General features: G+C 67.0%; 21 protein-coding genes. 19 read left to right on the top strand and 2 right to left on the bottom strand.

Annotation, left to right across the window (positions count from 1 at the left end):
- Nucleotides 1-30: 30 nt before the first annotated feature.
- The 15 genes from PWS46_RS22960 to cybH all read left to right on the top strand — a co-directional run bounded on the left by PWS46_RS22960 (nucleotide 31) and on the right by cybH (nucleotide 15,480).
- Nucleotides 31-1,398, top strand: a complete 1,368-nt coding sequence (locus PWS46_RS22960; protein WP_434623172.1) for an ATP-binding protein — start codon at nucleotides 31-33, stop codon at nucleotides 1,396-1,398.
- Nucleotides 1,395-2,405 (top strand): HupU protein, encoded by a 1,011-nt coding sequence (locus PWS46_RS22955; RefSeq protein ID WP_434623171.1) that lies wholly within the window; start codon nucleotides 1,395-1,397, stop codon nucleotides 2,403-2,405. Before PWS46_RS22960 ends, PWS46_RS22955 begins: the two co-directional genes overlap by 4 nt.
- A gap of 4 nt (nucleotides 2,406-2,409) precedes the next feature.
- On the top strand, nucleotides 2,410-3,873 hold the full coding sequence (locus PWS46_RS22950) for a nickel-dependent hydrogenase large subunit (RefSeq protein WP_434623170.1): 1,464 nt from the start codon (nucleotides 2,410-2,412) through the stop codon (nucleotides 3,871-3,873).
- A 482-nt stretch (nucleotides 3,874-4,355) separates the two neighbouring features.
- On the top strand, nucleotides 4,356-5,651 hold the full coding sequence (locus tag PWS46_RS22945) for a hypothetical protein (protein WP_434623169.1): 1,296 nt from the start codon (nucleotides 4,356-4,358) through the stop codon (nucleotides 5,649-5,651).
- 215 nt (nucleotides 5,652-5,866) lie between these two features.
- Nucleotides 5,867-6,517 carry a HyaD/HybD family hydrogenase maturation endopeptidase gene (locus PWS46_RS22940; RefSeq protein WP_434623168.1) on the top strand — a complete coding sequence of 217 codons (651 nt, stop codon included), beginning with the start codon at nucleotides 5,867-5,869 and terminating at the stop codon, nucleotides 6,515-6,517.
- 15 nt (nucleotides 6,518-6,532) lie between these two features.
- Nucleotides 6,533-6,844, top strand: a complete 312-nt coding sequence (locus PWS46_RS22935; protein ID WP_434623167.1) for a HypC/HybG/HupF family hydrogenase formation chaperone — start codon at nucleotides 6,533-6,535, stop codon at nucleotides 6,842-6,844.
- A 5-nt stretch (nucleotides 6,845-6,849) separates the two neighbouring features.
- Nucleotides 6,850-7,278: a hydrogenase gene (locus tag PWS46_RS22930; RefSeq protein ID WP_434623166.1), complete on the top strand. Its 429-nt coding sequence runs from the start codon at nucleotides 6,850-6,852 to the stop codon at nucleotides 7,276-7,278.
- On the top strand, nucleotides 7,275-8,144 hold the full coding sequence (locus PWS46_RS22925; RefSeq protein WP_434623165.1) for a hydrogenase expression/formation protein: 870 nt from the start codon (nucleotides 7,275-7,277) through the stop codon (nucleotides 8,142-8,144). The genes PWS46_RS22930 and PWS46_RS22925 overlap by 4 nt, the downstream gene beginning before the upstream one ends.
- Nucleotides 8,141-8,977 (top strand): [NiFe]-hydrogenase assembly chaperone HybE, encoded by an 837-nt coding sequence (locus PWS46_RS22920; RefSeq protein ID WP_434623164.1) that lies wholly within the window; start codon nucleotides 8,141-8,143, stop codon nucleotides 8,975-8,977. Before PWS46_RS22925 ends, PWS46_RS22920 begins: the two co-directional genes overlap by 4 nt.
- Nucleotides 8,970-9,311, top strand: a complete 342-nt coding sequence (gene hypA, locus PWS46_RS22915) for a hydrogenase maturation nickel metallochaperone HypA (protein ID WP_434623163.1) — start codon at nucleotides 8,970-8,972, stop codon at nucleotides 9,309-9,311. The genes PWS46_RS22920 and hypA overlap by 8 nt, the downstream gene beginning before the upstream one ends.
- A 30-nt stretch (nucleotides 9,312-9,341) precedes the next feature.
- Nucleotides 9,342-10,829, top strand: a complete 1,488-nt coding sequence (locus tag PWS46_RS22910) for a sigma-54-dependent transcriptional regulator (protein ID WP_434623162.1) — start codon at nucleotides 9,342-9,344, stop codon at nucleotides 10,827-10,829.
- A gap of 200 nt (nucleotides 10,830-11,029) precedes the next feature.
- Entirely contained in the window at nucleotides 11,030-11,578 is a 549-nt protein-coding gene (locus tag PWS46_RS22905; protein ID WP_434623161.1) for a HupE/UreJ family protein, read from the top strand.
- A gap of 192 nt (nucleotides 11,579-11,770) precedes the next feature.
- Nucleotides 11,771-12,844, top strand: a complete 1,074-nt coding sequence (locus PWS46_RS22900) for a hydrogenase small subunit (protein WP_434623160.1) — start codon at nucleotides 11,771-11,773, stop codon at nucleotides 12,842-12,844.
- 2 nt (nucleotides 12,845-12,846) lie between these two features.
- On the top strand, nucleotides 12,847-14,661 hold the full coding sequence (locus PWS46_RS22895) for a nickel-dependent hydrogenase large subunit (protein ID WP_434623159.1): 1,815 nt from the start codon (nucleotides 12,847-12,849) through the stop codon (nucleotides 14,659-14,661).
- Between the two features lie 24 nt (nucleotides 14,662-14,685).
- Entirely contained in the window at nucleotides 14,686-15,480 is a 795-nt protein-coding gene (gene cybH, locus PWS46_RS22890) for a Ni/Fe-hydrogenase, b-type cytochrome subunit (RefSeq protein ID WP_434623158.1), read from the top strand.
- A gap of 10 nt (nucleotides 15,481-15,490) precedes the next feature.
- On the opposite strand, the gene hypF is transcribed toward cybH, so the two are convergent.
- Complete coding sequence (gene hypF / locus PWS46_RS22885) at nucleotides 15,491-17,752, bottom strand: carbamoyltransferase HypF (RefSeq protein ID WP_434623157.1); 2,262 nt, start codon at nucleotides 17,750-17,752, stop codon at nucleotides 15,491-15,493.
- A 215-nt stretch (nucleotides 17,753-17,967) separates the two neighbouring features.
- Complete coding sequence (locus PWS46_RS22880) at nucleotides 17,968-18,126, bottom strand: hypothetical protein (RefSeq protein ID WP_434623156.1); 159 nt, start codon at nucleotides 18,124-18,126, stop codon at nucleotides 17,968-17,970.
- A 25-nt stretch (nucleotides 18,127-18,151) separates the two neighbouring features.
- On the opposite strand from PWS46_RS22880, the gene PWS46_RS22875 reads away from it, so the two are divergent.
- The 4 genes from PWS46_RS22875 to PWS46_RS22860 all read left to right on the top strand — a co-directional run bounded on the left by PWS46_RS22875 (nucleotide 18,152) and on the right by PWS46_RS22860 (nucleotide 22,549).
- Nucleotides 18,152-19,639 (top strand): SulP family inorganic anion transporter, encoded by a 1,488-nt coding sequence (locus PWS46_RS22875; protein WP_434623155.1) that lies wholly within the window; start codon nucleotides 18,152-18,154, stop codon nucleotides 19,637-19,639.
- 204 nt (nucleotides 19,640-19,843) lie between these two features.
- Nucleotides 19,844-20,902 carry a type III polyketide synthase gene (locus PWS46_RS22870; protein WP_434623154.1) on the top strand — a complete coding sequence of 353 codons (1,059 nt, stop codon included), beginning with the start codon at nucleotides 19,844-19,846 and terminating at the stop codon, nucleotides 20,900-20,902.
- A 2-nt stretch (nucleotides 20,903-20,904) separates the two neighbouring features.
- The gene (locus PWS46_RS22865) at nucleotides 20,905-21,507 is read left to right on the top strand and encodes an isoprenylcysteine carboxyl methyltransferase family protein (RefSeq protein ID WP_434623153.1); all 603 of its coding nucleotides are present in this window, start codon (nucleotides 20,905-20,907) and stop codon (nucleotides 21,505-21,507) included.
- Nucleotides 21,508-21,523: 16 nt separating this feature from the next.
- Nucleotides 21,524-22,549: an SDR family oxidoreductase gene (locus tag PWS46_RS22860; RefSeq protein ID WP_434623152.1), complete on the top strand. Its 1,026-nt coding sequence runs from the start codon at nucleotides 21,524-21,526 to the stop codon at nucleotides 22,547-22,549.
- The last annotated feature ends 252 nt before the right edge of the window (nucleotides 22,550-22,801 follow it).

Here is a 22,801-nt window from a genome sequence, read left to right as displayed (position 1 = left end):
TGACGGTTGCGGCGTGCTAGTCTGCCCGCCATGACCGCCCCGCTGTCGCAGCCATTTTCCATGCCCGGCATGACGCCCGATGCCGACGCCGAGAGCGCCTGGATCGAGGTGATCCGGAAGATGGACGAGACCTATGCCAATCTCGTGACGCAGCAGGTGGAACTGGAACGCAAGAATGCCGAGCTGGAGGAGGCGCAGGCCTTCATCGCCAGCGTCCTCGGCTCCATGACCGACGTTCTGATCGCCTGCGACCGCGACGGCCGGATCGAGCAGACCAACCCGGCGGCCGAACGGGCGTTGGGCTGTGCCGGGCGCGAGTTGACCGGGCGGCCATTGCGCGATTTCCTCGACCCCGCCTTCCATCCCGACTTCGTCCGCCTGTGCAGCGCCGCCCTTCAGCGCGAGGAGGTCAGCGATGTGGAACTGTCCCTGCGCGGGCCGGCCGGCCCCTTCCCCATCGCGGTCAACAGCACGGTGCGCTACGACCAGCGCGGCCACGCCATCGGGCTGGTTCTGGTCGGTCGGCCGGTGGGCGAGTTGCGGCGCGCCTATCGCGACCTCGCCGCCGCCCATGAAGGGCTGAAGCAGACCCAGCAGCAGCTCGTCCATTCTGAAAAGATGGCGTCGCTCGGCCGATTGGTCGCCGGCGTGGCCCATGAGCTGAACAACCCGATCTCCTTCGTCTATGGCAATGCCCACGCCATGCGCCGCTATGTCGACCGCATGACCGCCTATCTCGACCGCGTCCATGAGGGTACCGCCCCTGCCGAACTGGCGTCCCTGCGCAAGGAGCTTCGCATCGACCGCGCCCGCGCCGACGCCGCGGCGACCCTGGACGGCATGCTGGAAGGGACGGAGCGGGTGCGCGACATCGTGGCGGAGCTTCGCCGTTTCTCGTCGGAACAGAAGCACGCCTCGGAACGCTTTGATCTAACAGGGCTTCTACGCTCCGCCGTCACCTGGGTCGCCAAGGCGCAGATGCCGGACCTGACGGTCGTCTTCGACCTGCCCGACACGCTGGACATCGCCGGCCATCCCGGTCACCTGCATCAGGTCGCCATGAATCTGGTCCAGAACGCCATCGACGCCATGGCCGGCGCGGTGGTCAAGCGGCTGGAACTGCATGGCCGGGAGGAGGCGGGAACGGTCGTCGTCACCATCCGCGACACCGGCCACGGCATTCCCGACGGGATCGTGGGCCGCGTTTTCGACCCCTTCTTCACCACCAAGCCGGTCGGCAAGGGCACCGGGCTCGGCCTGTCGATCAGCTACCAGCTGGTGCGCGACCATGACGGCGATCTGGCCGCCGCGAACCATCCCGATGGCGGGGCCCTGTTCACCCTGACCCTGCCGGCCGCCGGAGGCCTGGCCAACGGCCGCGAAGGAGCCTCACGATGAGAGAGCGTCCGCTGTCGGTGCTTTGGCTGCAATCGGGTGGCTGCGGCGGCTGCACCATGTCGCTGCTCTGTGCCGAATCCCCGGATCTGCTGACGCTGCTGGAGACCGCCGGCATCCGTCTGCTCTGGCACCCGAGCCTGTCGGAGGAAAGCGGGGCAGAAGCGGTGGACCTGTTCGAGCGCATCCTGTCGGGGGCCGAGCCGCTGGACGTGTTGTGCGTTGAGGGATCGCTGCTGCGCGGACCGAACTGCACCGGGCGCTTCCATGTGCTGGCGGGCACCGGGCGGCCGACCATCGACTGGGCGCGCGATCTGGCCGCCATGGCCAGAACCGTGCTCGCCGTCGGCACCTGTGCGGCCTTCGGCGGCATCACCGCGGGGGGCGAGAACATCGCCGACGCCTGCGGCCTGCAGTATGAGGGCACGCAACGCGGCGGCGCCCTGGGGGCGGAGTTCCGGGCGCGCGGCGGCCTGCCGGTGGTCAATGTCGCCGGTTGCCCGACCCATCCCAACTGGGTGACCGAGACGCTGATGCTGCTGGCCGAGGATGCGCTTGCCACCGCCGATCTGGACGTCTACCAGCGCCCGCGCTTCTACGCCGACCATCTGGTCCACCATGGCTGCCCGCGCAACGAGTATTATGAGTACAAGGCCAGCGCCGAAAAACCGTCCGATCTCGGCTGCCTGATGGAGCATATGGGCTGCCTCGGCACCCAGGCACATGCGGACTGCAACACCCGTCTGTGGAACGGCGAGGGGTCCTGTACCCGAGGCGGCTATGCCTGCATCAACTGCACCGCGCCGGAGTTCGAGGAGCCGGGGCACCCGTTCCAGCAGACGCCGAAATTCGCCGGCATTCCCATCGGCCTGCCCACCGATATGCCCAAGGCATGGTTCGTGGCGCTTGCCTCGCTCGCCAAGGCGGCGACGCCGGAGCGGGTGCGCCGCAACGCCGCCGCCGACCGCATCGTCGTCGCCCCCACCGTCCGCCCCACCCGGAAAGGCTGACCCGGTGAGCGAAGAACCCAAGCGCCGCCTGATCGTCGGACCTTTCAATCGTGTAGAAGGCGATCTTGAAGTCAGACTTGAGGTAACCGGTACAAGTGTTTCTGCTGCCTATGTGAATTCGCCGCTTTTCCGTGGATTCGAGCGAATTCTGGAGGGGCGCGACCCGATGGACGCGCTGGTGGTGGCGCCGCGCATCTGCGGCATCTGCTCCGTCTCGCAAAGCCATGCGGCGGTACTGGCGCTGGCCGGGGTGATGGGGCTGGAGATGCCGCGCAACGGCGTGCTCGCCACCAACCTGATGACGGCGACCGAGAATGTCGCCGACCATCTGACCCATTTCCACCTGTTCTTCATGCCCGACTTCGCCCGGCCCGCCTATGAAGGGCGCCCCTGGTTCGAACGGGCGGAGACTCGCTTCAAGGCCGCGCAGGGCAGTGCCGTGCGCGCCGCCGCCGCAGCGCGGGCGGAACTGTTCCATGTGCTGGGCATCCTGGGCGGCAAGTGGCCGCACACGCTGACGCTCCAACCCGGCGGCGTCACGCGGGCGGTGGATGCGCGCGACCGCGTGCGCCTTCTCGCCACCGTCCGAAGCTTCCGCCGCTTCCTGGAAGACAGCCTGTTCGGCGCGCCGCTGGAGCGCGTGCTGGCGCTCGCCGCACCGGAGGATCTGGAGCGCTGGCGGCTGTCCGGTCCCGTCGGCGACTTCCGCCTGTTCCTGGAGATCGCCGAGGATCTGGATCTCGCGCATCTCGGCCGCGCTTATGGTCGCTTCCTCAGCCACGGCGCCTATCCCGATGCCGACGGCGGGCATCTCTACCGCCGCGGCACCTTTGCCGATGGGCAGGACGCTCCCTTCGATCCGGCCCAGGTGGCCGAACATCACCGCTTCAGCCGCATGGCCGGGCAGGACCGCCCTCACCCGCCTTTCGCCGGCTCGACCGTGCCGGATGGAATGGACGAAACGGGTTACAGCTGGTGCAAGGCGCCGCGGCTGGCCGGCCTGCCGTACGAGACCGGCGCGATTGCCCGGCAGCTGATGGACGGGCACCCGCTGATCCGGGCGCTGGTGGCGCAGGATGGAGGATCGGTGCGCAGTCGCGTGGTCGCCCGCCTGCTGGAACTGGCCCGCACCACCGACGCGATGGAAGGCTGGCTGCGCGCCATCGATCCGGCCGCCCCCTGGTGCGTGGCTTCCGAGATGCCGGACAGTGCTCAAGCGGTGGGATTGACGGAAGCGGCGAGGGGAGCGTTGGGACACTGGTTGAGGGTGGAGCGCGGGCGCATCGCCGGCTACCAGATCATCGCCCCCACCACCTGGAACTTTTCACCGCGCGACCTTGACGGGGTGCCCGGTCCGCTGGAGCAGGCCCTGGTCGGTGCGCCCGTGCAGCAGGGAGAGCGCACGCCGCTGTCGGTGCAGCATATCGTCCGGTCCTTCGACCCCTGCATGGTCTGTACGGTGCATTGAGCCGGCTTGCGGCGAATGCCAAAGCCGTTCGTGGTTACGATGCGATGAACGCCGCATAAGACATGACGCAGATAAACATCAACAATGAGACCAACGGGGCCATCTGAACCTCCATCCATGAGCAACATGGTTCGATGGAGTGTTTTTTATGCCTCGAATCGACTCAGATAAATATCCGGATCCTGGATTTACCGTTCGCGTTTCACGAACAATGAACGGCGGCGGCGACCTCCTCGGAATTTAAAATTTCTCATTGGCTCTGGAAAGGAATGGGAGAAAGCGAAAGTACAGGTTTTCACCTATCCGCTACATCTCAGATTTTTTAAAGAGTTTCCATTATAATTAGCTTAAGATTTGGTTGAGAAAAATTTTTAGCCATGGCAGTTTTTATTTAATTATCTGAGGAAAGGTATTTTTAATAATCCCATAACTCCGAGGTGCCGGATAACTAATCCGGATTTCTGAAAGAGGAGACGTCCGAAATGATTGCCAACTCTCTCGACGATCTGGACGTAACGACTGAGGATGCCATCGCCATTCCTAGCGACAAAAAAACTTTGTTGCGGAAAATCCTTGCTGGAAATGGCCGTTGCACCGCAGGAGCGATACAGTTGATCGGCCTCACCTCCCTGCGCAGCGAAATGGGAGAACGTTGGAACAGCGTCAAGGCGCGTGTCCATGAGCAAACGGAACGCCTGCTCGACCGCCATTTGCCTCCATCGGACGTCTGGTTGCGAGCAGATGAAGAAAATTATCTCGTCATATTCGCTACATTGGATCGGCAGTCCGCTGAACTCGTCTGTGGCCGGATCGTTGCGGAACTTCACCGAATCATGCTTGGAAGCAGCGATTCCAGTCGGATCATCGTCCGCAGTATCGTCGCCGAAATCGACGGCACCCTCACTGTCGAAACCGCTTCGCTCGATCAGTTGATTGCGAAGGCCATGCAGCAGGGCATTTCATCGCACCAACCCGCTCCGGCTGATTCCACCGACGAAGTTTCGACCGGCGCCGCCACCTCACAGCACGCAGAAGTGTTTCAACCCGGAATCTGTTTCCGGCCGGTGTTCGACGCATCTCACAAGGTTCTGTCCACCTATGTCTGCCACGCAGATGATGATACGAAGCGGATTTTGGGCGCGATCCCATACGATGATATCGCTGGAGAAGAGTATCGCTTCATGAGCGATGTTAATATTATAAATCAGTCAATGGAAATCTATGACGATCTTTATCGGAATAATTTCCGATACATACAGAACATGACGGTTAACTTCTCAACCTTGTCGATCGGCCGATACCGACGCGATTACATTTCGGCTTGTCATTCAATTCCCTTCCATTTGATCCCATTCATCGTATTCGTTCTGCAAGGTGTCCCGTCCGGCGTCCCTCACAGCAGAATTGCCGAGATAACGGCAGTTCTGAAACCGTATTCGCGGGCGGTTCTCGTGCTGTTCGACGACGGCGTGCCCAATTTCGCGACCTTCGCCCAAGCTGGAGTTCGCGGATTGGGGTTGATTGTGCATCCGGGAGAATCCGATACACGAGCCGCCGCCCGAATCCACAGCTTCGGTACACAGGTGCGACGACACGGAATGATCTTCTTCGTCGATGGAATCCGAACCGCCTCGCTGTTGCGCGCCGCGGAAGAGGCCGGTGCATCCTATGTCGCGGGTCCATTGATCGGGACCGTCACCGACCTGCCTGGACACATGAAGCATGTTACCGAACGGGAACTGATACAGCGATCCGCGAAACTGCCGCGGCATATTTGATCGGCAAGCGTTCAGCCATAGCGGCAAGTTAGTTGCCACTTTTCATGCGTGCTGTAATGTTGATGTCCACAATCGCTGCTATGTCGAGCGGTGAATCCAGGAATATCCAATCTGATCAATGCATTAAACGAATCGCCCGTCCTGGCATGGAACTTGTACGAACGACGGTTCGGCGGCAGGGCGCCGCTCCATCGGACAAATGCCGGGGCACGGGAATGGATTTGGCGGGGGACGAAAGCGGTCGCGGGGCAGCGCGTATCCTGGTGCTGGGCATCGGCAACATCCTGTGGGCCGACGAGGGCTTCGGTGTCCGCACGGTGGAGCGTCTGGCGGCCGATTGGCGCTTTTCCGACAGCGTTACCCTGATGGATGGCGGAACCCAGGGTCTGTACCTGCTGCCGCATCTGGAAAATGCCGACGCGCTGATCGTGGTCGACGCCATCGACTATGGCCTGCCGCCCGGCACCCGCCGGGTGTTCCATGGCGACGACGTGCCGGCCTTCCTCGGCGCCAAGAAGATGAGCCTGCACCAGACCGGCTTTCAGGAGGTGCTGGCCAGCGCAATGCTCCTCGGACGCTGCCCGCAAAAGCTGATCCTGGTCGGCGTCCAGCCGGAATGCCTGGAGGATTACGGCGGCGGTCTGACCGACACCGTCGCCGCGCAGGTCGCCCCGACCATCGAGGTCATCCTGACCCTTCTGCGCGACGAGTTCGGCATGGAGGGCACGCCCCGTGACGCCGCCGCCGACATTGCCGCCCCGGCCATCGCCCGCGATGCCTATGAGGGCGGGCGCCCGAGTGCCGATGAGGCCTGCCGTATCGGCGATTCCCGCATTCTGGCGGCGCTGTCCGCTCCCGAGACCTGAGCGGAGCGCCCGACCATGTGCATCGGCATTCCCCTGCGGCTGACCACTGTCGATGGCATCGCCGGCCGGACGGAGGACGGGTCGCTCATCGACCTGTCGCTGGTCCCCGAAGCCGGTCCCGGCGACTGGGTGCTCGGCTTCCTCGGTGCGGCGCGCCGCCTGCTGGAACCGGACGAGGCCGCGCAGATCCTCGACGCGCTGGCGGCGATGGCCGCGGCGCTGGATGGGGAACGTCTCGACAGCGCCTTCGCCGACCTGACCCACCGCGAACCGACCCTTCCCCCCCACCTGGAGGCGGCCCGCGCGGCCGGCCTGACGGAGGCCTGACGCCCATGACCGACCTTGCCCCGCCGCTTGCCAAGCCGCGGCTGCCCCTGCCCCCGCTGGTCGATCTGCTGACCGACGTCCATGGCTATCTGCGGCTCGACCATGCCGACGACCAACCCTGGCTGGGCCATCCGACAAAGGATTGGGTGGTCTTCCTGCCCGGCCACGGCAAGGGCAATGCCGAGACCGCCGATGTCGCCGTCATCCTGCCGGAATTGGTTCGCGCTCTGCAGCCTCGCCTGACGCCGGCGGTGGCAGGCGAGGCGGCGGAGCGGGCGATCCTGGCGCTGACCGGCATGATGAGCCTTCCGGCCCTGGTCTTCCTGCGCGGCGACCGGTTGCTGGGCAGCATCCCCCGCGTGCGCGATTGGGACGATTATCTGCAGCGGATCGGCGAGATTCTGGAAGGCGCTTCGGAAGGCGGTGCGGCATGAGCTCCCTGTTCGGCATGACCCATCCGCCGGTCGGCTTCGGCCCCGGTAGCCAGCCCGACGCGACCGAGGAAGGGCTGGAATATTTGCCGATGCCGTCGGGCATGCGCGTCTACGAACCGCATTTGCCGGAAGTCGCCGACCCCGCCCGCGCCGCCGCCGCCCGCGCCGTGCTGACCCGCATCCACGAGGCGCTGGCCAACTGGACCGTCGGCGAGGAAATCCGCATTCCGGTCGATGACCTCGACGCACCCGTCCTGGCCCTGGTCGACGAGGCGCTGGGCGAGGGCGAAGTCGCGGTCATGGTGCAACGGGCCGGCGATCGGCTGGAGATTCAGGAGGCGTCGCTGGCCGGCGTCTGGCGCGTGCGTGGCTTCGGTGACGGGCCCGTGCGTGAAAGCCTGCTGGTCGGCGCCTTCCCGCGGGTGGCGCTGAACCGCGCCTTCACCGCCGTCGCCACGGTCGCGACCGGGCCGGCGCCGGCCGGGCTGATGAACGGCCAGCCGATCCTGACCGAGTTGCTGGACCGCAGTGCCGCATGGCGCCGCGGCGATGGCCCCCACGCGGTCAATTTCAGCCTGCTTCCCCACACGCCGGAGGATCTGGCCTTCATCGAGCAGCGGCTGGGTGTCGGCGCCACCACCATCCTGTCGCGCGGCTACGGCAATTGCCGCGTCACCGCCACCGCGACGCCGAATGTCTGGTGGGTGCGCTATTACAACTCGGTCGACACGCTGATCCTCGACACGGTGGAGATCGTCGACGTGCCAGCGGTGGTCTGCGCCGCGGCGGAGGACATCGCCGACAGCGCCGAACGGCTGGCCGAGATCCTCGACGCGCTGGCGACCGATCTGGAGAGGGTGCGATGACCGCCGCCGCCTCCCGCTTCGAAGGGTCCTATCTCGGCGACGCCACGCGCATCGGCGCGGCCACCCGGATGGAATGCAAGATCTGCTGGCATGTCTATAATCCGGCGGAGGGCTGCGAACACTGGCAGGTGCCGCCCGGCACGGGCTTCGCCGCCCTGCCCGACCATTGGCGCTGCCCGGTCTGCGACGGTGCCCGCGACCAGTTCATGGCCCTGGACGGCGAGCCGGTGGCAATGGAAACCTCCGCCCTGCCAGTGGTCGCAACGCCGGCGACCGGCCCTGCCCTGCCGACCGAGACCATCGCCCGGCTGGAAGCAGCCTTCCGCGAGATCCACACCGCGCAGATGCGCGGCCTGCCCATCGTCAACGACGCGCTGTCGGTGAAGGCCGTCGGCTTCCGCCGCCATGGCGAGCGCTGGCTCGGCGCGCTGGTGACGCCCTGGTTCCTCAACATCATCCTGCTGCCGGGAGACGGCGACGACTGGTCGGGGTTGGTGCCGGGCGCCAAGGAACTGATCGAGTTCCCGTCCGGCCGCTACGAATTCGTGCATGCCAACCGCAAGGGCGTCGGCGCCTACAAGGCCTGCTCCCTGTTCTCGCCGATGTTCGAGTTCGCCTCCATGCTGCAGGCGACCGAAACGGCCTCGGCGGCTCTGGTTTCCCTCTTCGACCCCTCCATCCGCGAAGACGGTGCCCAGACCGCCGAGATCCGCCGCCGGCGGGAAGAAGAACTGGCACCGCCGCCTGAGCCCGCTCCAGCCCCAAACGAGCCGGTGCGCCCGTCCCGGCGAGCGCTGCTCGGCATGGGGTCCGCAGAGGCCGCCGATGCATGAGATGGCGCTCTGCGAAAGCCTGCTCCAGGCGATGGAGGAGGCCGGGCGGACGAACGGCTTCAGCCGTGTGACAAAGGTCCGGCTGGAGATCGGCCGCTTCGCCGGGGTGGAGGTGGAGGCGTTGCGCTTCGGCTTCGACGTGGTGACGCGGGGATCGCTGGCCGACGGGGCGGAACTGGTGGTGCTGGAGGTGCCGGGCCGCGGCTGGTGCTTCGACTGCAACGACACGGTGGATCTGGACGACCGGCTGTCGCCCTGCCCAAACTGCGGCGGCAGCAGGCTGCATCCCAATGGCGGCACCGAGATGACGATCAAGGATCTCGAGGTCGAATGAGGCGGGTCGAATGAAGAAGGAGTCCGTGCGATGACCGATCCCGCCCGCCCCGGCATCCTGGTGGTGGATGACGAGCCGCGCTCCGTCGAGGTCATCGCCCGCCTGCTGGACGAGGAATTCGAGGTCTTCACCGCCCTGTCGGCGGAAGACGCCCTGCGCCTGCTGGAATCCGAATGGATCCAGGTGGTCTTCTCCGACCAGCGGATGCCGGATGTCAGCGGCGTGGAATTCCTGACCCAGGTGCGCGAACGCTGGCCCGACGTGGTGCGCATCGTCATCACCGGCTACATCGACCCCGAGGACATCATCGGCGCCATCAACACCGCCGGCATCCACCAGTTCATCACCAAGCCCTGGCACCCCGACCATCTGCTGCTGACCGCCCGCAACGCTGCAAAGCTCTATCAGCTCCAGCGCGAGCATGACCGGCTGACCAGTGAGTTGAAGCTGCTGCCGCCGCTGGCCGAAACCCGCGTGGCGACCAAGCGGGAGCGGGTGCGCCAGTCCTACCGCTTCGACGGCCTGATCCGTGCCGAGGGCAGCCCGGTTGAGGAGGTCTGCCGGCAGGCGGAGCGGGTGGCCGGCTTCAACGTGCCCGTCCTGGTGCTGGGCGAGACCGGCACCGGCAAGGAACTGCTGGCCCGCGCCATCCATTACGGCAGCCCGCGCTCCGACCAGCCCTTCTACTGCGAGAATTGCGGCGCCATTCCGGACGAACTGCTGGAAAGCGAACTGTTCGGTCACAAGAAAGGCGCCTTCACCGGTGCCCACACCAATCGTGTCGGCCTGCTGGAGCAGGCGGACGGCGGCACCATCTTCCTGGACGAGATCGGCGACATCAGCCCGGCCTTCCAGGTCCGGCTTCTGCGCTTCCTGCAGGAGGGCGAGATCCGGCCGGTCGGCTCCAACGAGACGCGGCGGGTCGATGTCCGCGTCGTCGCCGCCACCCACCGCGACCTGACCGCCGAGGTGAAGGCCGGCCGCTTCCGCGAAGATCTCTATTACCGGCTCAGCACCATGACGCTGACCATGCCGCCGCTGCGTGACCGGCCGGACGACATCCCCGTGCTAGCGCGCCACATCCTCGACCGGCTGTCCGCCGCCCATGGCAAGCCTGTTGCCGGCTTCGCTCCCGACACGATGGCCTGCCTGGAATCCTATGGCTGGCCCGGCAACGTGCGCGAGTTGCAGAACGAGATCATGCGCATGCTGGTGCTGTGCGAGGGCGACATTCTGGGTGCCGACCTGCTGTCCGACCATGTGCTGCGCGGCGCGGCGCTGAACGCCCGCCCGGCCTCGCCGGAGGATGGACCGCTGCCTCCGCCCGACCTGATCGGCCAGGGCGGACCGCTGAAGTCGCGAATCGAGCGGGTGGAGGCGGGCATCCTGATGGAAACGCTGGTCCGCTGCCGCTGGAACAAGAGCAAGGCCGCCGACGAATTGGGCCTGTCGCGCATGGGCCTGCGGGCCAAGCTGGAGCGCTACGGCATCGAGCGCGGGCCGGCGCAGCGGCATTAGTATCCTCCCACTCCCGCCCCGGGAGAGGGAAGGGGCCCGCCGCGAAGCGGTGGGAAGGGTGAGGGGTACGACAAGGATCGGAAATCCATGTCCGGAATGCCCCTCACCCCCCCCACTCCGTGGGGCCCCTCCCTCTCCCGGGGCGGGAGAGGGCATGTTCCGATCACCAAAACCACAAGAACCCCGAGGAGCCGTTCGATATGTCGAAGATCACTCGCCTTGCCGTCCTCTCTGCGGCCATCGCGCTTGCCGCCACACCTGCTCTCGCCCATCCCGGCCATCTCGCCGGGGCCGGCTTCCTCGACGGCGCCGCGCATCCGCTGGGCGGGCTGGACCACCTGATCGCCATGGTCACCGTCGGCGTCTATGGCGCGACCATCGGCGGGCGCGCCGTGCTGGCGGTGCCGGGGGCGTTCCTGGCCGCCATGCTGGCCGGTGGCCTGTTCGCGCTGACCGGCGGGGAGTTGCCGCTGGTCGAGCCGACCATCTACGCCTCCACCGTCGTGCTGGCCCTGCTGTGCGTCATGCCGATGTCGCGCAACGGCCTGATCGGCGTTGTCTTCGCCGCCGGCTTCGGCCTGTTCCACGGTTTCGCCCATGGGGCGGAGATGCCGGCCGACGCCGCGGCGCTGGGCTATGCCGCCGGCTTCCTCGCCAGCACCGCCGGGCTGCATGCGGCCGGCATAGCGATTGGCTACGCGATCCACCGCCTGATCGGCCGGCCTGAAGAGAGCGGCCGGACTGCCTGACCCCACCGGCAACTCTCCTTCCACCCCGGCCGCCGTTTCGGCCGGGGAGTTGCCAGCGGTCGAGGCCCCTGTCCCTTTGTGACCGTTGGTTTGCCCAATGTTCGTACTACGGCACGATTGTTGCCTATGGCCCGCGGAGAAGCGCACCGGATCCTCGCACGCCGGTGCCGCCCGACGGGAGAAAACAAACCGATGGCAACGCTGGAAACCTTCTACGAGGTGATGCGGCGGCAGGGGATCACACGCCGTTCGTTCCTGAAATACTGCTCGCTGACCGCCGCGGCGCTTGGCCTCGGGCCGGAACTGGTGCCGCAGATCGTTCATGCCATGGAGACCAAGCCGCGCACGCCGGTGCTGTGGCTGCACGGGCTGGAATGCACCTGCTGTTCCGAATCCTTCATCCGCTCGGCGCATCCGCTGGTGAAGGACGTGGTGCTGTCGATGATCTCGCTGGACTACGACGACACGCTGATGGCGTCGGCCGGTCATCAGGCCGAGGCGATCCTCGACGAGGTGATGGAGAAGTACAAGGGCAACTACATCCTGGCGGTGGAGGGCAATCCGCCACTGAACCAGGACGGCATGTCCTGCATCGTCGGTGGCAAGCCCTTCACCGACCAGCTGCGCAAGGTCGCCAAGGATGCAAAGGCGATCATCTCCTGGGGCTCCTGCGCCTCCTTCGGCTGCGTCCAGGCGGCGCGTCCGAATCCGACCCGCGCCACCCCGGTGCATGAGGTCATCACCGACAAGCCGATCATCAAGGTCCCCGGCTGCCCGCCGATCGCCGAGGTTATGACCGGCGTCATCACCTACATGCTGACCTTCGACCGCATTCCGGAACTGGACCGCCAGGGCCGGCCGAAGATGTTCTACAGCCAGCGCATCCACGACAAATGCTATCGCCGGCCGCATTTCGATGCCGGCCAGTTCGTGGAGTCCTTCGACGACGAGGGCGCGCGCAAGGGCTATTGCCTCTACAAGGTCGGCTGCAAGGGTCCGACCACCTACAACGCCTGTTCCACCGTCCGCTGGAACGAGGGCACCAGCTTCCCCATCCAGTCCGGCCACGGCTGCATCGGCTGCTCGGAAGACGGCTTCTGGGACAAGGGGTCCTGGTACGCCCGCCAGTCCGACATCCTCCAGTTCGGGATCGAGGCCAACGCCGACGAGATCGGCACCACCGCCGCCGTCGGCGTCGGCAGCATCATCGCCGCCCACGCGGCCGTCAGCGCCCTGAAGCGCGCGCAGCACAAGGGAGACGTCTGACCATGGGCATCGTCCAGACCCCGAACGGGTTCTCGCTCGACAATGGCGGCAAGCGCATCGTCGTCGATCCGGTGACCCGTATCGAAGGCCACATGCGCTGCGAGGTGAATGTCGACAGCGACAACATCATCCGCAACGCGGTGTCGACCGGCACGATGTGGCGTGGGCTCGAAGTCATCCTGAAGGGCCGCGACCCGCGCGACGCCTGGGCGTTCGTGGAGCGCATCTGCGGCGTCTGCACCGGCTGCCACGCGCTGACCTCGGTCCGCGCGGTGGAGGATGCGCTTCAGATCCGCATCCCGAAGAACGCCCACCTGATCCGCGAGATCATGGCGAAGACGCTGCAGGTCCATGACCACATCGTCCATTTCTATCACCTGCACGCGCTGGACTGGGTCAACCCGGTCAATGCGCTGAAGGCCGATCCGCAGGCGACCTCCGCACTCCAGCAGGCGGTGTCGCCGCGCCACGCCAAGTCCAGCCCCGGCTATTTCCGCGACGTTCAGACCCGCCTGAAGAAGTTCGTCGAGAGCGGCCAGCTCGGCATCTTCAAGAACGGCTATTGGGACAACCCGGCCTACAAGCTGTCGCCGGAAGCCGACCTGATGGCGGTGACCCATTATCTGGAGGCGCTCGATCTCCAGAAGGACATCGTCAAGATCCACACCATCCTCGGCGGCAAGAACCCGCACCCGAACTACATGGTCGGCGGCGTTCCCTGCGCCATCAACATGGACGGAACGGGATCGTCGGGTGCGCCGCTGAACATGGAGCGGCTGAACTTCATCCGCGCCCGCATCCAGGAGGCGACGGCCTTCGTCGAGAACGTCTATCTGCCGGACGTGCTCGCCATCGCCAGCTTCTACAAGGACTGGCTCTATGGCGGCGGGCTGTCGGCGACCAACGTGATGGACTACGGCGACTACGAGAAGGTGCAGTACGACCATTCGACCTGCCAGCTGCCGGGCGGCGTCATCCTGAACGGCAACTGGAACGAGGTCCATCCCATCGACCCGCGCGACCCGGCGCAGGTGCAGGAGTTCGTCGCCCACAGCTGGTATCACTACGAGGACGAGAGCAAGGGCCTGCACCCGTGGGACGGCGTGACCGAGGCCAAGTTCGAACTGGGCGCCAACACCAAGGGCACCCGCACCGACATCAAGGAGCTTGACGAGGCCGCCAAGTATTCCTGGATCAAGGCCCCGCGCTGGCGCGGCCATGCGGTGGAGGTCGGTCCCCTGCCCCGCTACATCCTGGCCTATGCCCAGGGTGTCGGTTACGTGAAGGACCAGATCACCGAATCGCTGGGCGCCTTCAACAAGCTGGCCGGCACCAGCTTCACGCCGCAGCAGGCGCTGCCGACCACCATCGGCCGCACGCTGGCCCGCGCGCTGGAATGCCAGTACTGCTGCACCATGATGATGGACGACTGGAACGCCCTGATCGCCAACATCAAGGCCGGCGACACCGCCACCGCCAATGTCGAGAAGTGGGACCCGAAGACCTGGCCGAAGGAGGCCAAGGGGGTCGGCACCGTCGCCGCGCCGCGCGGGGGCCTGGGCCACTGGATCAAGATCAAGGACGGCAAGATCGACAACTACCAGTGCGTCGTCCCGACGACCTGGAACGGCAGCCCACGCGATCCCAAGGGCAACATCGGCGCCTTCGAGGCGTCGCTGCTGAACACGCCGATGGCCCGCCCGGACGAGCCGGTGGAGATCCTGCGCACCCTGCACAGCTTCGACCCGTGCCTTGCCTGCTCCACCCACGTGATGGCGCCGGACGGCGCCGAACTGGCCCGCGTCACCGTGCGCTGACCGGCAACCGAAGAGGATTACGTCATGGCTCCTCTCGACGACGCGAAGCCGGTCGCGACACCGGACGAGGAAGGGACGGCCGCTCCGGCGGCCGGACGCTTCCTGAAGGCGATCTATGTGTACGAAGTGCCGGTGCGGGTCTGGCACTGGGTCAACGCGCTGGCGATCATGGTGCTGTCGGTCACCGGCTACCTGATCGCCAACCCGCTGCCGACCATGCCGGGCGAGGCCAGCGCCAATTTCCTGATGGGCTACATCCGCTTCACTCATTTCGCGGCGGCCTACATCTTCGCCGTCGGCTTCATCGGCCGGCTCTATTGGGCCTTCGCCGGCAACCACCATGCCCGGCAGCTGTTCCGCTTTCCCTTCTGGGATCGCCACTGGTGGGGGGAGCTGTTCCTGGAGGCCCGCTGGTACCTGTTCCTGGAGCGCAAGCCGAAGCTGTATGTCGGCCACAACCCGCTGGCCCAGTTCGCCATGTTCTGGGCCATTGCGGTCGGCAGCGTCTTCATGATCGTCACCGGATTCGCGCTCTACAGCGAGGGCGCCGGCCAGGGCAGCTGGCAGGACCGGCTGTTCGGCTGGGTCATCCCGCTGTTCGGCCAGAGCATGGACGTCCACACCTGGCACCATCTGGGGATGTGGGCGATCCTGCTGTTTGTGATCGTCCACGTCTATGCCGCGGTGCGCGAGGACATCATGTCCCGCCAGTCGATCATCTCCACCATGATCAGCGGCGTCCGCACCTTCAAGGACAGCGAAGCCCCGGCGGACGAGGAGCATGAGCGGCCGGTGAAGAAGGCCGCGCGCGCGGGGTAAGCGAGGTTCGCTAAAGGGCCATCGCTGCGATCCATGCCTGACCGAGGCTGAGCCCGCCGTCATTGGCAGGCGCCAGCCTCGGCAGCAGCGCCTCCACCCCGGCGGCGCGGAAGCCGGTGACAAGTTCCTCCGCCAGCATCGCGTTCATCAGGCAGCCGCCGGACAGCACCACCCGGCGGAAGCCACAGGCGCGCAGTGCCGGCAGCGTCCAGTCGATCAATGCCGCCGCCAGCGTGCCGTGGAACAGTTCCGCCCCCTCCGCCGCGTCGGTCACGGTCAGCAGGCGCTCCAGCAGGGGCGTCAGATCCAGTTCGCCTTCCTCGACCCGCCAGGCGCCGTCCGCCACGCGCGGTCGGCGCACAAGCGATTCCAGCGCCATCGGCGCCTCGCCTTCGAAGCCCGCCACGGCGCGGACGCCCAGCAAGCCGCAGGCGGCATCGAACCAGCGCCCGCAGGAACTGGTCAGTGGGGCGTTGATGCCGCGCTCGATCATCCGCCGCACGCCCTCGGCCGGTCCATGGCCGGCGAAGCGGGGAACGATCTCGTCGGCACGCCCCATGCGCACCAGGGCGGATGCCGCCATCCGCCAGGGCTGGCGGGCCGCGACGTCGCCGCCGGGCTGGGCCAGCGGGGCGAGGCTGCCAAGCCGTTCGGACCGTATGCCCTCGACCAGCAGCATCTCCCCACCCCATGACCCGCCATCCTCGCCCAGCCCGAACCCGTCGAGCGCGAGGCCCAGCGCCGGCCCTTCGATCCGGTGTTCGGCCATCACGGCGGCGACATGGGCATGGTGGTGCTGGACCGCGATGGCGGGCAGGCCAGTACGCTCGGCGAAGCGGGTGGACTGGAAATCCGGGTGCTTGTCATGGGCGACCGCCACCGGCTCCACATCCAGGATGTGCAGCAGATGGGCGACGGTCTCCTCAAGGAAGTCCAGCGTCGCGGCGTTGTCGAGGTCGCCGATGTGCTGGGACAGGAAAGCTTCGTCGCCGCGGGTGACGCAGACGGTCGCCTTCAGGTGCCCGCCGACCGCCAGGATCGGCGGCACGGGGCGGGCCAGCCGGATCGGCTCCGGCACATGGCCGCGGCCGCGGCGCAGGAAGGCGGGCGCGCCGGCCAGCTTGCGCACCACGCTGTCGTCGGCGCGGATGACGATGTCGCGGTCATGATCGACGATCAGGTCGGCGATGCCGTCCAGCCTCTCCCGTGCCTCGTCGTTGCCGATGGCCAGCGGCTCGCCGCCGGGGTTGGCGGAGGTCATGACCAGCGTCAGGTCCTGCGGCTCGTCCAGCCAGCCGGTGCCGTCGGGCCGCCCGGCCGCCTCGTGGAACAGCAGGTAATGCAGCGGCGTGTAGGGCAGCATCACGCCCAGCCATGCCAGACCGGGGGCGATGTCGGGCGCCAGTTCCGGAGCATCCTCCCGCCGCCGCAGCAGGACGATGGGACGCGCCACGCCCTCCAGCATTGCGCGTTCCTCGGCGTCCATGCTGACATGGCGGGCGGCGGACATCGCATTGGCGACCATCAGGGCGAAGGGCTTGCCGTTGCGCTGCTTGACCCGCCGCAGCCGTTCGACCGCATCCGCCCGCATTGCGTCGCAGGCGAGGTGGAAACCGCCCAGCCCCTTGATGGCAACGATTTTGCCATCCCGCAGGGCGGCGAGGATGTCCTCCGGCGGGTGTGACAGCCGGGGACCGCAAGCCGGGCAGGCGATCGGCTGGGCGTGGAAGCGGCGGTCGGCCGGGTTCTGGTATTCCGACAGGCAATCCGGGCAGAGCGGGAAGCCGGCCATCGCCGTCTGCGGCCGGTCATAGGGAAGCCGCCGCGTGATGGTATAGCGCGGGCCGCAATGGGTGCAGTTCAGAAAGGCGTAGCGATAGCGGCGGTCGGCCGGATCGAACAGTTCGGCGAGGCAGGCTGGACAAACCGTGGCGTCCGGCCCGATGCCGGTGGCGACGGCGCCCGCGGACCCGCTGTGGCGGATGGTGAAGGAATCCTCGTTTTCGTTTGCAAGCGGGGCGATGGTCTCGCACTCCACCGCATCGATGCGGGCCAGTGGCGGCGCCTCAGCGGTCAGCGCTGTGACGAGATCAGCGGCGGCGGTGCCCTGCACCTCGATCAGCACGCCTTGCGGGTCGTTCAAAACCCAGCCGGTCAGGCCGAAACGCCGGGCGAGCGCATGGACATGCGGACGGAATCCCACACCCTGCACCCGTCCCCGCACGCGGATGCGCAACCGCTTGTCGTCGTAGGGCATGAAGGCCTGTCGCATAATCTTCGGCTGCGCCGATCCTCCCTCATCCTAACCTTCTCCTCAGGGGGGAGAAGGGATATTCGCACCGACAGGCGTGCGGTACCCAGGGTCAAGGGGCGGCGCTCGCAGGGGCGCCGCCCATTCCGATTCCCGTCTCTTTTCCGTCAAGCCAGGATCGGCAGGGTTGCCGCGCCTGCGGCAATCTGTTACGTCTGCAGCCATGCTGCACCGCGTCACGCCGCCTTGACGGCCTGCTCACCGCATTGACCTGAAGCCCGGCGGCCCTTTTCCGGGCCGATTGCCGCTTCGCAGCCATTCCATTCTTCCGATTCCAATTCCCGCGATGCGACCCACCGCCCGGCCCGATGCCGGATCGCGGCGTCGGCCGCCATCGCGCGCTTCAAGCTTGCGAGACCCATGACCATCGATCTGCAACGGCTCCGTCAGGAGTGGTTCGGCAACACGCGCGGCGACCTGCTGTCCGGGCTCGTCGTCGCCCTCGCCCTGATTCCGGAGGCCATCGCCTTCTCCATCATCGCCGGCGTCGATCCGAAGATCGGACTTTACGCCTCCTTCGCCATCGCCATGACCATCGCCATCGTCGGTGGCCGGCCGGGCATGATCTCCGCCGCCACGGCCGCCACCGCGGTGCTGATGGTCACGCTGGTCAAGGACCACGGGCTGCAATATCTGCTGGCCGCCACCGTGCTGGCCGGCGTGCTGCAGATCGGCGCCGGGTTCCTGCGGCTGGGGGCGCTGATGCGCTTCGTGTCGAAATCGGTGATGACCGGCTTCGTCAACGCGCTCGCCATCCTGATCTTCCTGGCCCAGTTGCCGGAATTGGTCGGCGTACCAAGCGTCACCTATGCGCTGGTCGCGGCCGGGCTGGCGATCATCTACCTGCTGCCGCGCCTGACGAAGGCGGTGCCGTCGGCGCTGGTCAGCATCCTGGTGCTGACCGCGGTCACCATCGGCTTCGGCATCGACGTGCGCACCGTCGGCGACATGGGGGAGCTGCCCAGCACCCTGCCGGTCTTCCTGCTGCCCGACATTCCGCTGACGCTGGAGACGCTGCGCATCATCCTGCCCTATTCCGCCGGCATCGCCGTGGTCGGGCTGCTGGAATCGCTGATGACCGCGGCAATCGTCGACGACATGACCGACACCGGCAGCGACAAGAACCGGGAATGCGTCGGCCAGGGCGTCGCCAACATGGTTTCCGGCTTCATCGGCGGCATGGCCGGCTGCGCGATGATCGGCCAGTCGGTCATCAACGTGAAGTCGGGCGGCCGGGGCCGGCTGTCGACCTTCTGTGCCGGGCTGTTTCTGCTGTTCCTGATCGTCGTGCTGGGCGACTGGGTGAAGCGGATCCCGATGGCCGCCCTGGTGGCGGTGATGATCATGGTGTCGGTCGGCACATTCAACTGGCGGTCGCTGCAAACGCTGGTGACGCACCCGCGCAGCTCCAGCGCGGTCATGCTGGCGACGGTGGTCGGCGTGGTCTTCACCCACAATCTTGCCGTCGGCGTGCTGATCGGCGTGCTGCTGTCCGGCATCTTCTTCGCCGGCAAGGTCGCCCGGCTGTTCCGCGTCACCTCCACCCTGTCGGAGGACGGGCGCACCCGGACCTATCTGGTGGAGGGACAGCTGTTCTTCGCCTCGGCCGATGATTTCTCCGCCGCCTTCGATGTCCGGGAAAAACTGGACGCCGTCGTGATCGACGTGTCCGGCGCCCACATCTGGGACATCTCCAGCGTCGCGGCGCTCGACAATGTCGTGCTGAAGTTCCGCCGCGCCGGGGTGGAGGTGCGGCTGGTCGGACTGAATGCCGCCAGCGAAACCATCGTCGACCGGCTGGCGATCCACGACAAGCCGGGCGCGGAGGAACGGGCGATGGCCCATTGACGGATTTTTGCCGGCGGCCATTTACCAGGGGTTGCCCATCGGTTGACATCATTCTTGCCCAGGTGCGGCCGCGCGCCCGAAAGTCGATAGACTTTTGAGCAGGCGGGCGCCGGCGCAACGGCCGCACAATATTCCTGTTGTCTGATATGGCGGGATCACCGCCCCGCCCGTGGTTCCACCGGACGGCAGCATGCAGGAGGCAGGATGTCACCCGATCCGCGGCTGTTGTCGGTCGCAACGGCGCTACCGCCCCACCGGTTCGAACAGGCGGAGACTCTGACGGTCGCCCGATCGGTGTTCGCCCATCGCCTGCGCGATTTCGACCGGCTGGCTCCCGTCTTCGCCAACACCGGCATCCGCACCCGCCACGCCGCCTGCCCGCTTGACTGGTATCTGGAACCGCATGGCTGGGGCGAGCGCGCCGCCGTGTTCGAACGGGTGGCGCTGGATCTGTTGGAAGAGGCGGCGGGCAAGGCGCTGTCCGCTGCCGGCCTGCGCCCCGCCGACGTTGACGCCATCGTTTGCGCCACCACCACCGGCATCGCCACCCCCAGCCTGGAAGCACTGCTGCTCGACCGCATGGGCTTTCGGCCCGACACGGTGCGGCTGCCGGTCTTCGGGCTGGGCTGCGCCGGTGGAGCGCTGGGGCTGGCGCGGGCCGGCATGATGGCGCGTGCCATGCCCGGCCGCACCGTCCTGTTCCTGGTGGTGGAGCTGTGCACCCTGTCGCACCGGCCGGAAGAGGCCACCGCCACCAATGTCGTGGCCAGCGCCCTGTTCGCCGACGGTGCCGCCGCCGCACTCCTGCGGACCCCGGCGGCCGGTGACGGCGCCCCCGGACCACGCGTCATCGACAGCGCCGAGCACACCTGGCCCGGCACGCGGCGGATCATGGGCTGGCGCATCGAGGACGAAGGCTTCGGCGTCGTCTTCAGCCAGGACATCCCCCGCCTGATCCGCGAAAGGCTGCCCCCGGTGATCGACGGCTTCCTGACCGGCCGCGGCATGAGCCGCGCCGATCTGGCCGGCGTGATTTGCCACACCGGCGGCGCCAAGGTCCTGCAGGCGCTGACGGAGGTGCTGGATCCCGCCATCGCCGGTATGGAGGAGTCCTGGGCAGCGCTGGGCGACTGCGGCAACATGTCGGCCGCCAGCGTGATGTTCGTGCTGGACCGGCGGATGCGCAGCGGGGCGACCGGGCCGCATCTGATGCTGGCGCTCGGCCCCGGCTTCACTGCCGGCCTCACCCTGCTGGATCTGTGACCATGGATGCACTCGGCTGGCCGCAGATCATCCTGCTGGCGGTGGCGGCGCAACGGCTGCTGGAGCTGGTGATCGCCCGCCGCAACACCGGCCGGCTGCTGACCGACGGCGCGCGGGAGGTCGGAGCGGCGCATTACCCGCTGTTCGTCGCGCTGCATGCCGGATGGCTGCTGGCGTTGTTCGTCATGGTACCGGCCGACGCGCCGGTGAATGGCTGGCTGCTGGCGCTGTTCCTGCTGCTCCAGGCCGGGCGGGTCTGGGTGATCGCGACGCTCGGCCGATTCTGGACGACGCGGATCATCACGCTGGACGGCGCGCCGCTGGTCCGCCGCGGCCCCTTCCGCTGGGTCCGGCATCCCAACTACCTCGTGGTGGCGGGAGAGCTTGCGGTGCTGCCGCTGGTCTTCGGCGAGATCTGGATCGCCGTCGCCGCCACTCTGTTGAACATCCCGCTGACCCTGCACCGCATCCGGGTGGAAGAGCGGGCACTGAGCGGACGTGACGGAACCGGGACCGGTGCCGGGAGTTGGACAGGATGGAGCGGCAGACGTCCACCCCCCAGGCCACCCTCCGGCCAACCCCCGACCGCTTCTGAGGCGCAATAAGAACAGGACCCTCGCCATGTACCCGACCAAGGGCCTCCCCCATTCCCCTGTCGTCTGCATCACCGGCGCATCCGCCGGGGTCGGCCGCGCCACCGCGCTGGCCTTCGCCGCCTACCGTCAGGCGTCCATCGGTCTGATCGCCCGTTCGTCCGACGCTTTGGCGGAGGTGAAGGCCGAGGTCGAACGGCTGGGCGGCCGGGCGCTGGTCCTGCCGCTCGATGTCGCCGATCCCGACGCGCTGGAGGCCGCCGCCGACCGGGTGGAGGAGGCTTTCGGCCCCATCGACGCCTGGATCAACGTAGCGATGGTGACGGTCTTCGGCCCGGTCCATGCCGTGACGCCGAAGGAGCTGAAGCGGGTGACCGAGGTGACCTATCTCGGCTCGGCCTTCGGCATCCAGACGGCTTTGCGCCGGATGCGGCCGCGCAATGCCGGAACGATCCTGCAGGTCGGCTCGGCTCTGGCCTACCGGTCGATTCCGCTGCAGTCGGCCTATTGCGCGGCCAAGCATGCGATCACCGGCTTCATCGACAGCCTGCATTCCGAACTGATCCACGAGGACAGCGGCGTCAGGCTGACCACCGTGCATCTGCCGGCGGTCAACACGCCGCAATTCGACTGGGCGCGCAGCCACATGCCCCGCCGGGCGCGGCCGATGGGCACAATCTTCCAGCCGGAGGACATCGCCCGCGCCATCCTTCACGCCGCCGAGAATCCCCGCCGCGAATATTGGCTGGGCTGGTCGGCGATGCAGGCGATCCTGGGCAGTTTCCTGGCGCCCGCCTTCGCCGACCGCTACCTCGCCAACAACGCGGTGGACGGCCAGATGACGGAGGAGCGCGAGACGCCCGGCCGGCCCGACAACCTGTTCCACCCCGTCGACGGGCTGCACCGCACCCGCGGGCGCTTCGGCCTGCCGCACAACACCTTGCGGCTGGAGGCACCAAGCGCCGCCGCCCGCGGCGTCGCTGTGGCGGCCGGCTTCCTGCTGGCTGGCGGATTGGGCTTCGCCATGAGCCGGATGACCCCGCGCCTCCGCTAGGCGGTGGAGCAGCGATGCGGCAAGGGCCGGCCTTCGCGATCCGCGGGCCGGCCTTTTTCATGACGAAACAGTCCGGCGCCAACATTGGTGGAATGCGAACAGTCCGCCCGAAACGCTATTGCCAACCGGCACCATGCATACTACCATACCAGTGACTGAACAAGCTGGTCGTCGGCCATCCCCATCCCTGCTGGACCGCCCCTTGAACCGGGGGCGTTCGCCGGTGTCCCGGCGGCGGGCCGAACATGCACC

This window comes from Azospirillum sp. B2RO_4, assembly GCF_051124815.1.
GTDB lineage: Bacteria > Pseudomonadota > Alphaproteobacteria > Azospirillales > Azospirillaceae > Azospirillum.
This window is presented reverse-complemented; position numbering and strand designations above follow the sequence as displayed.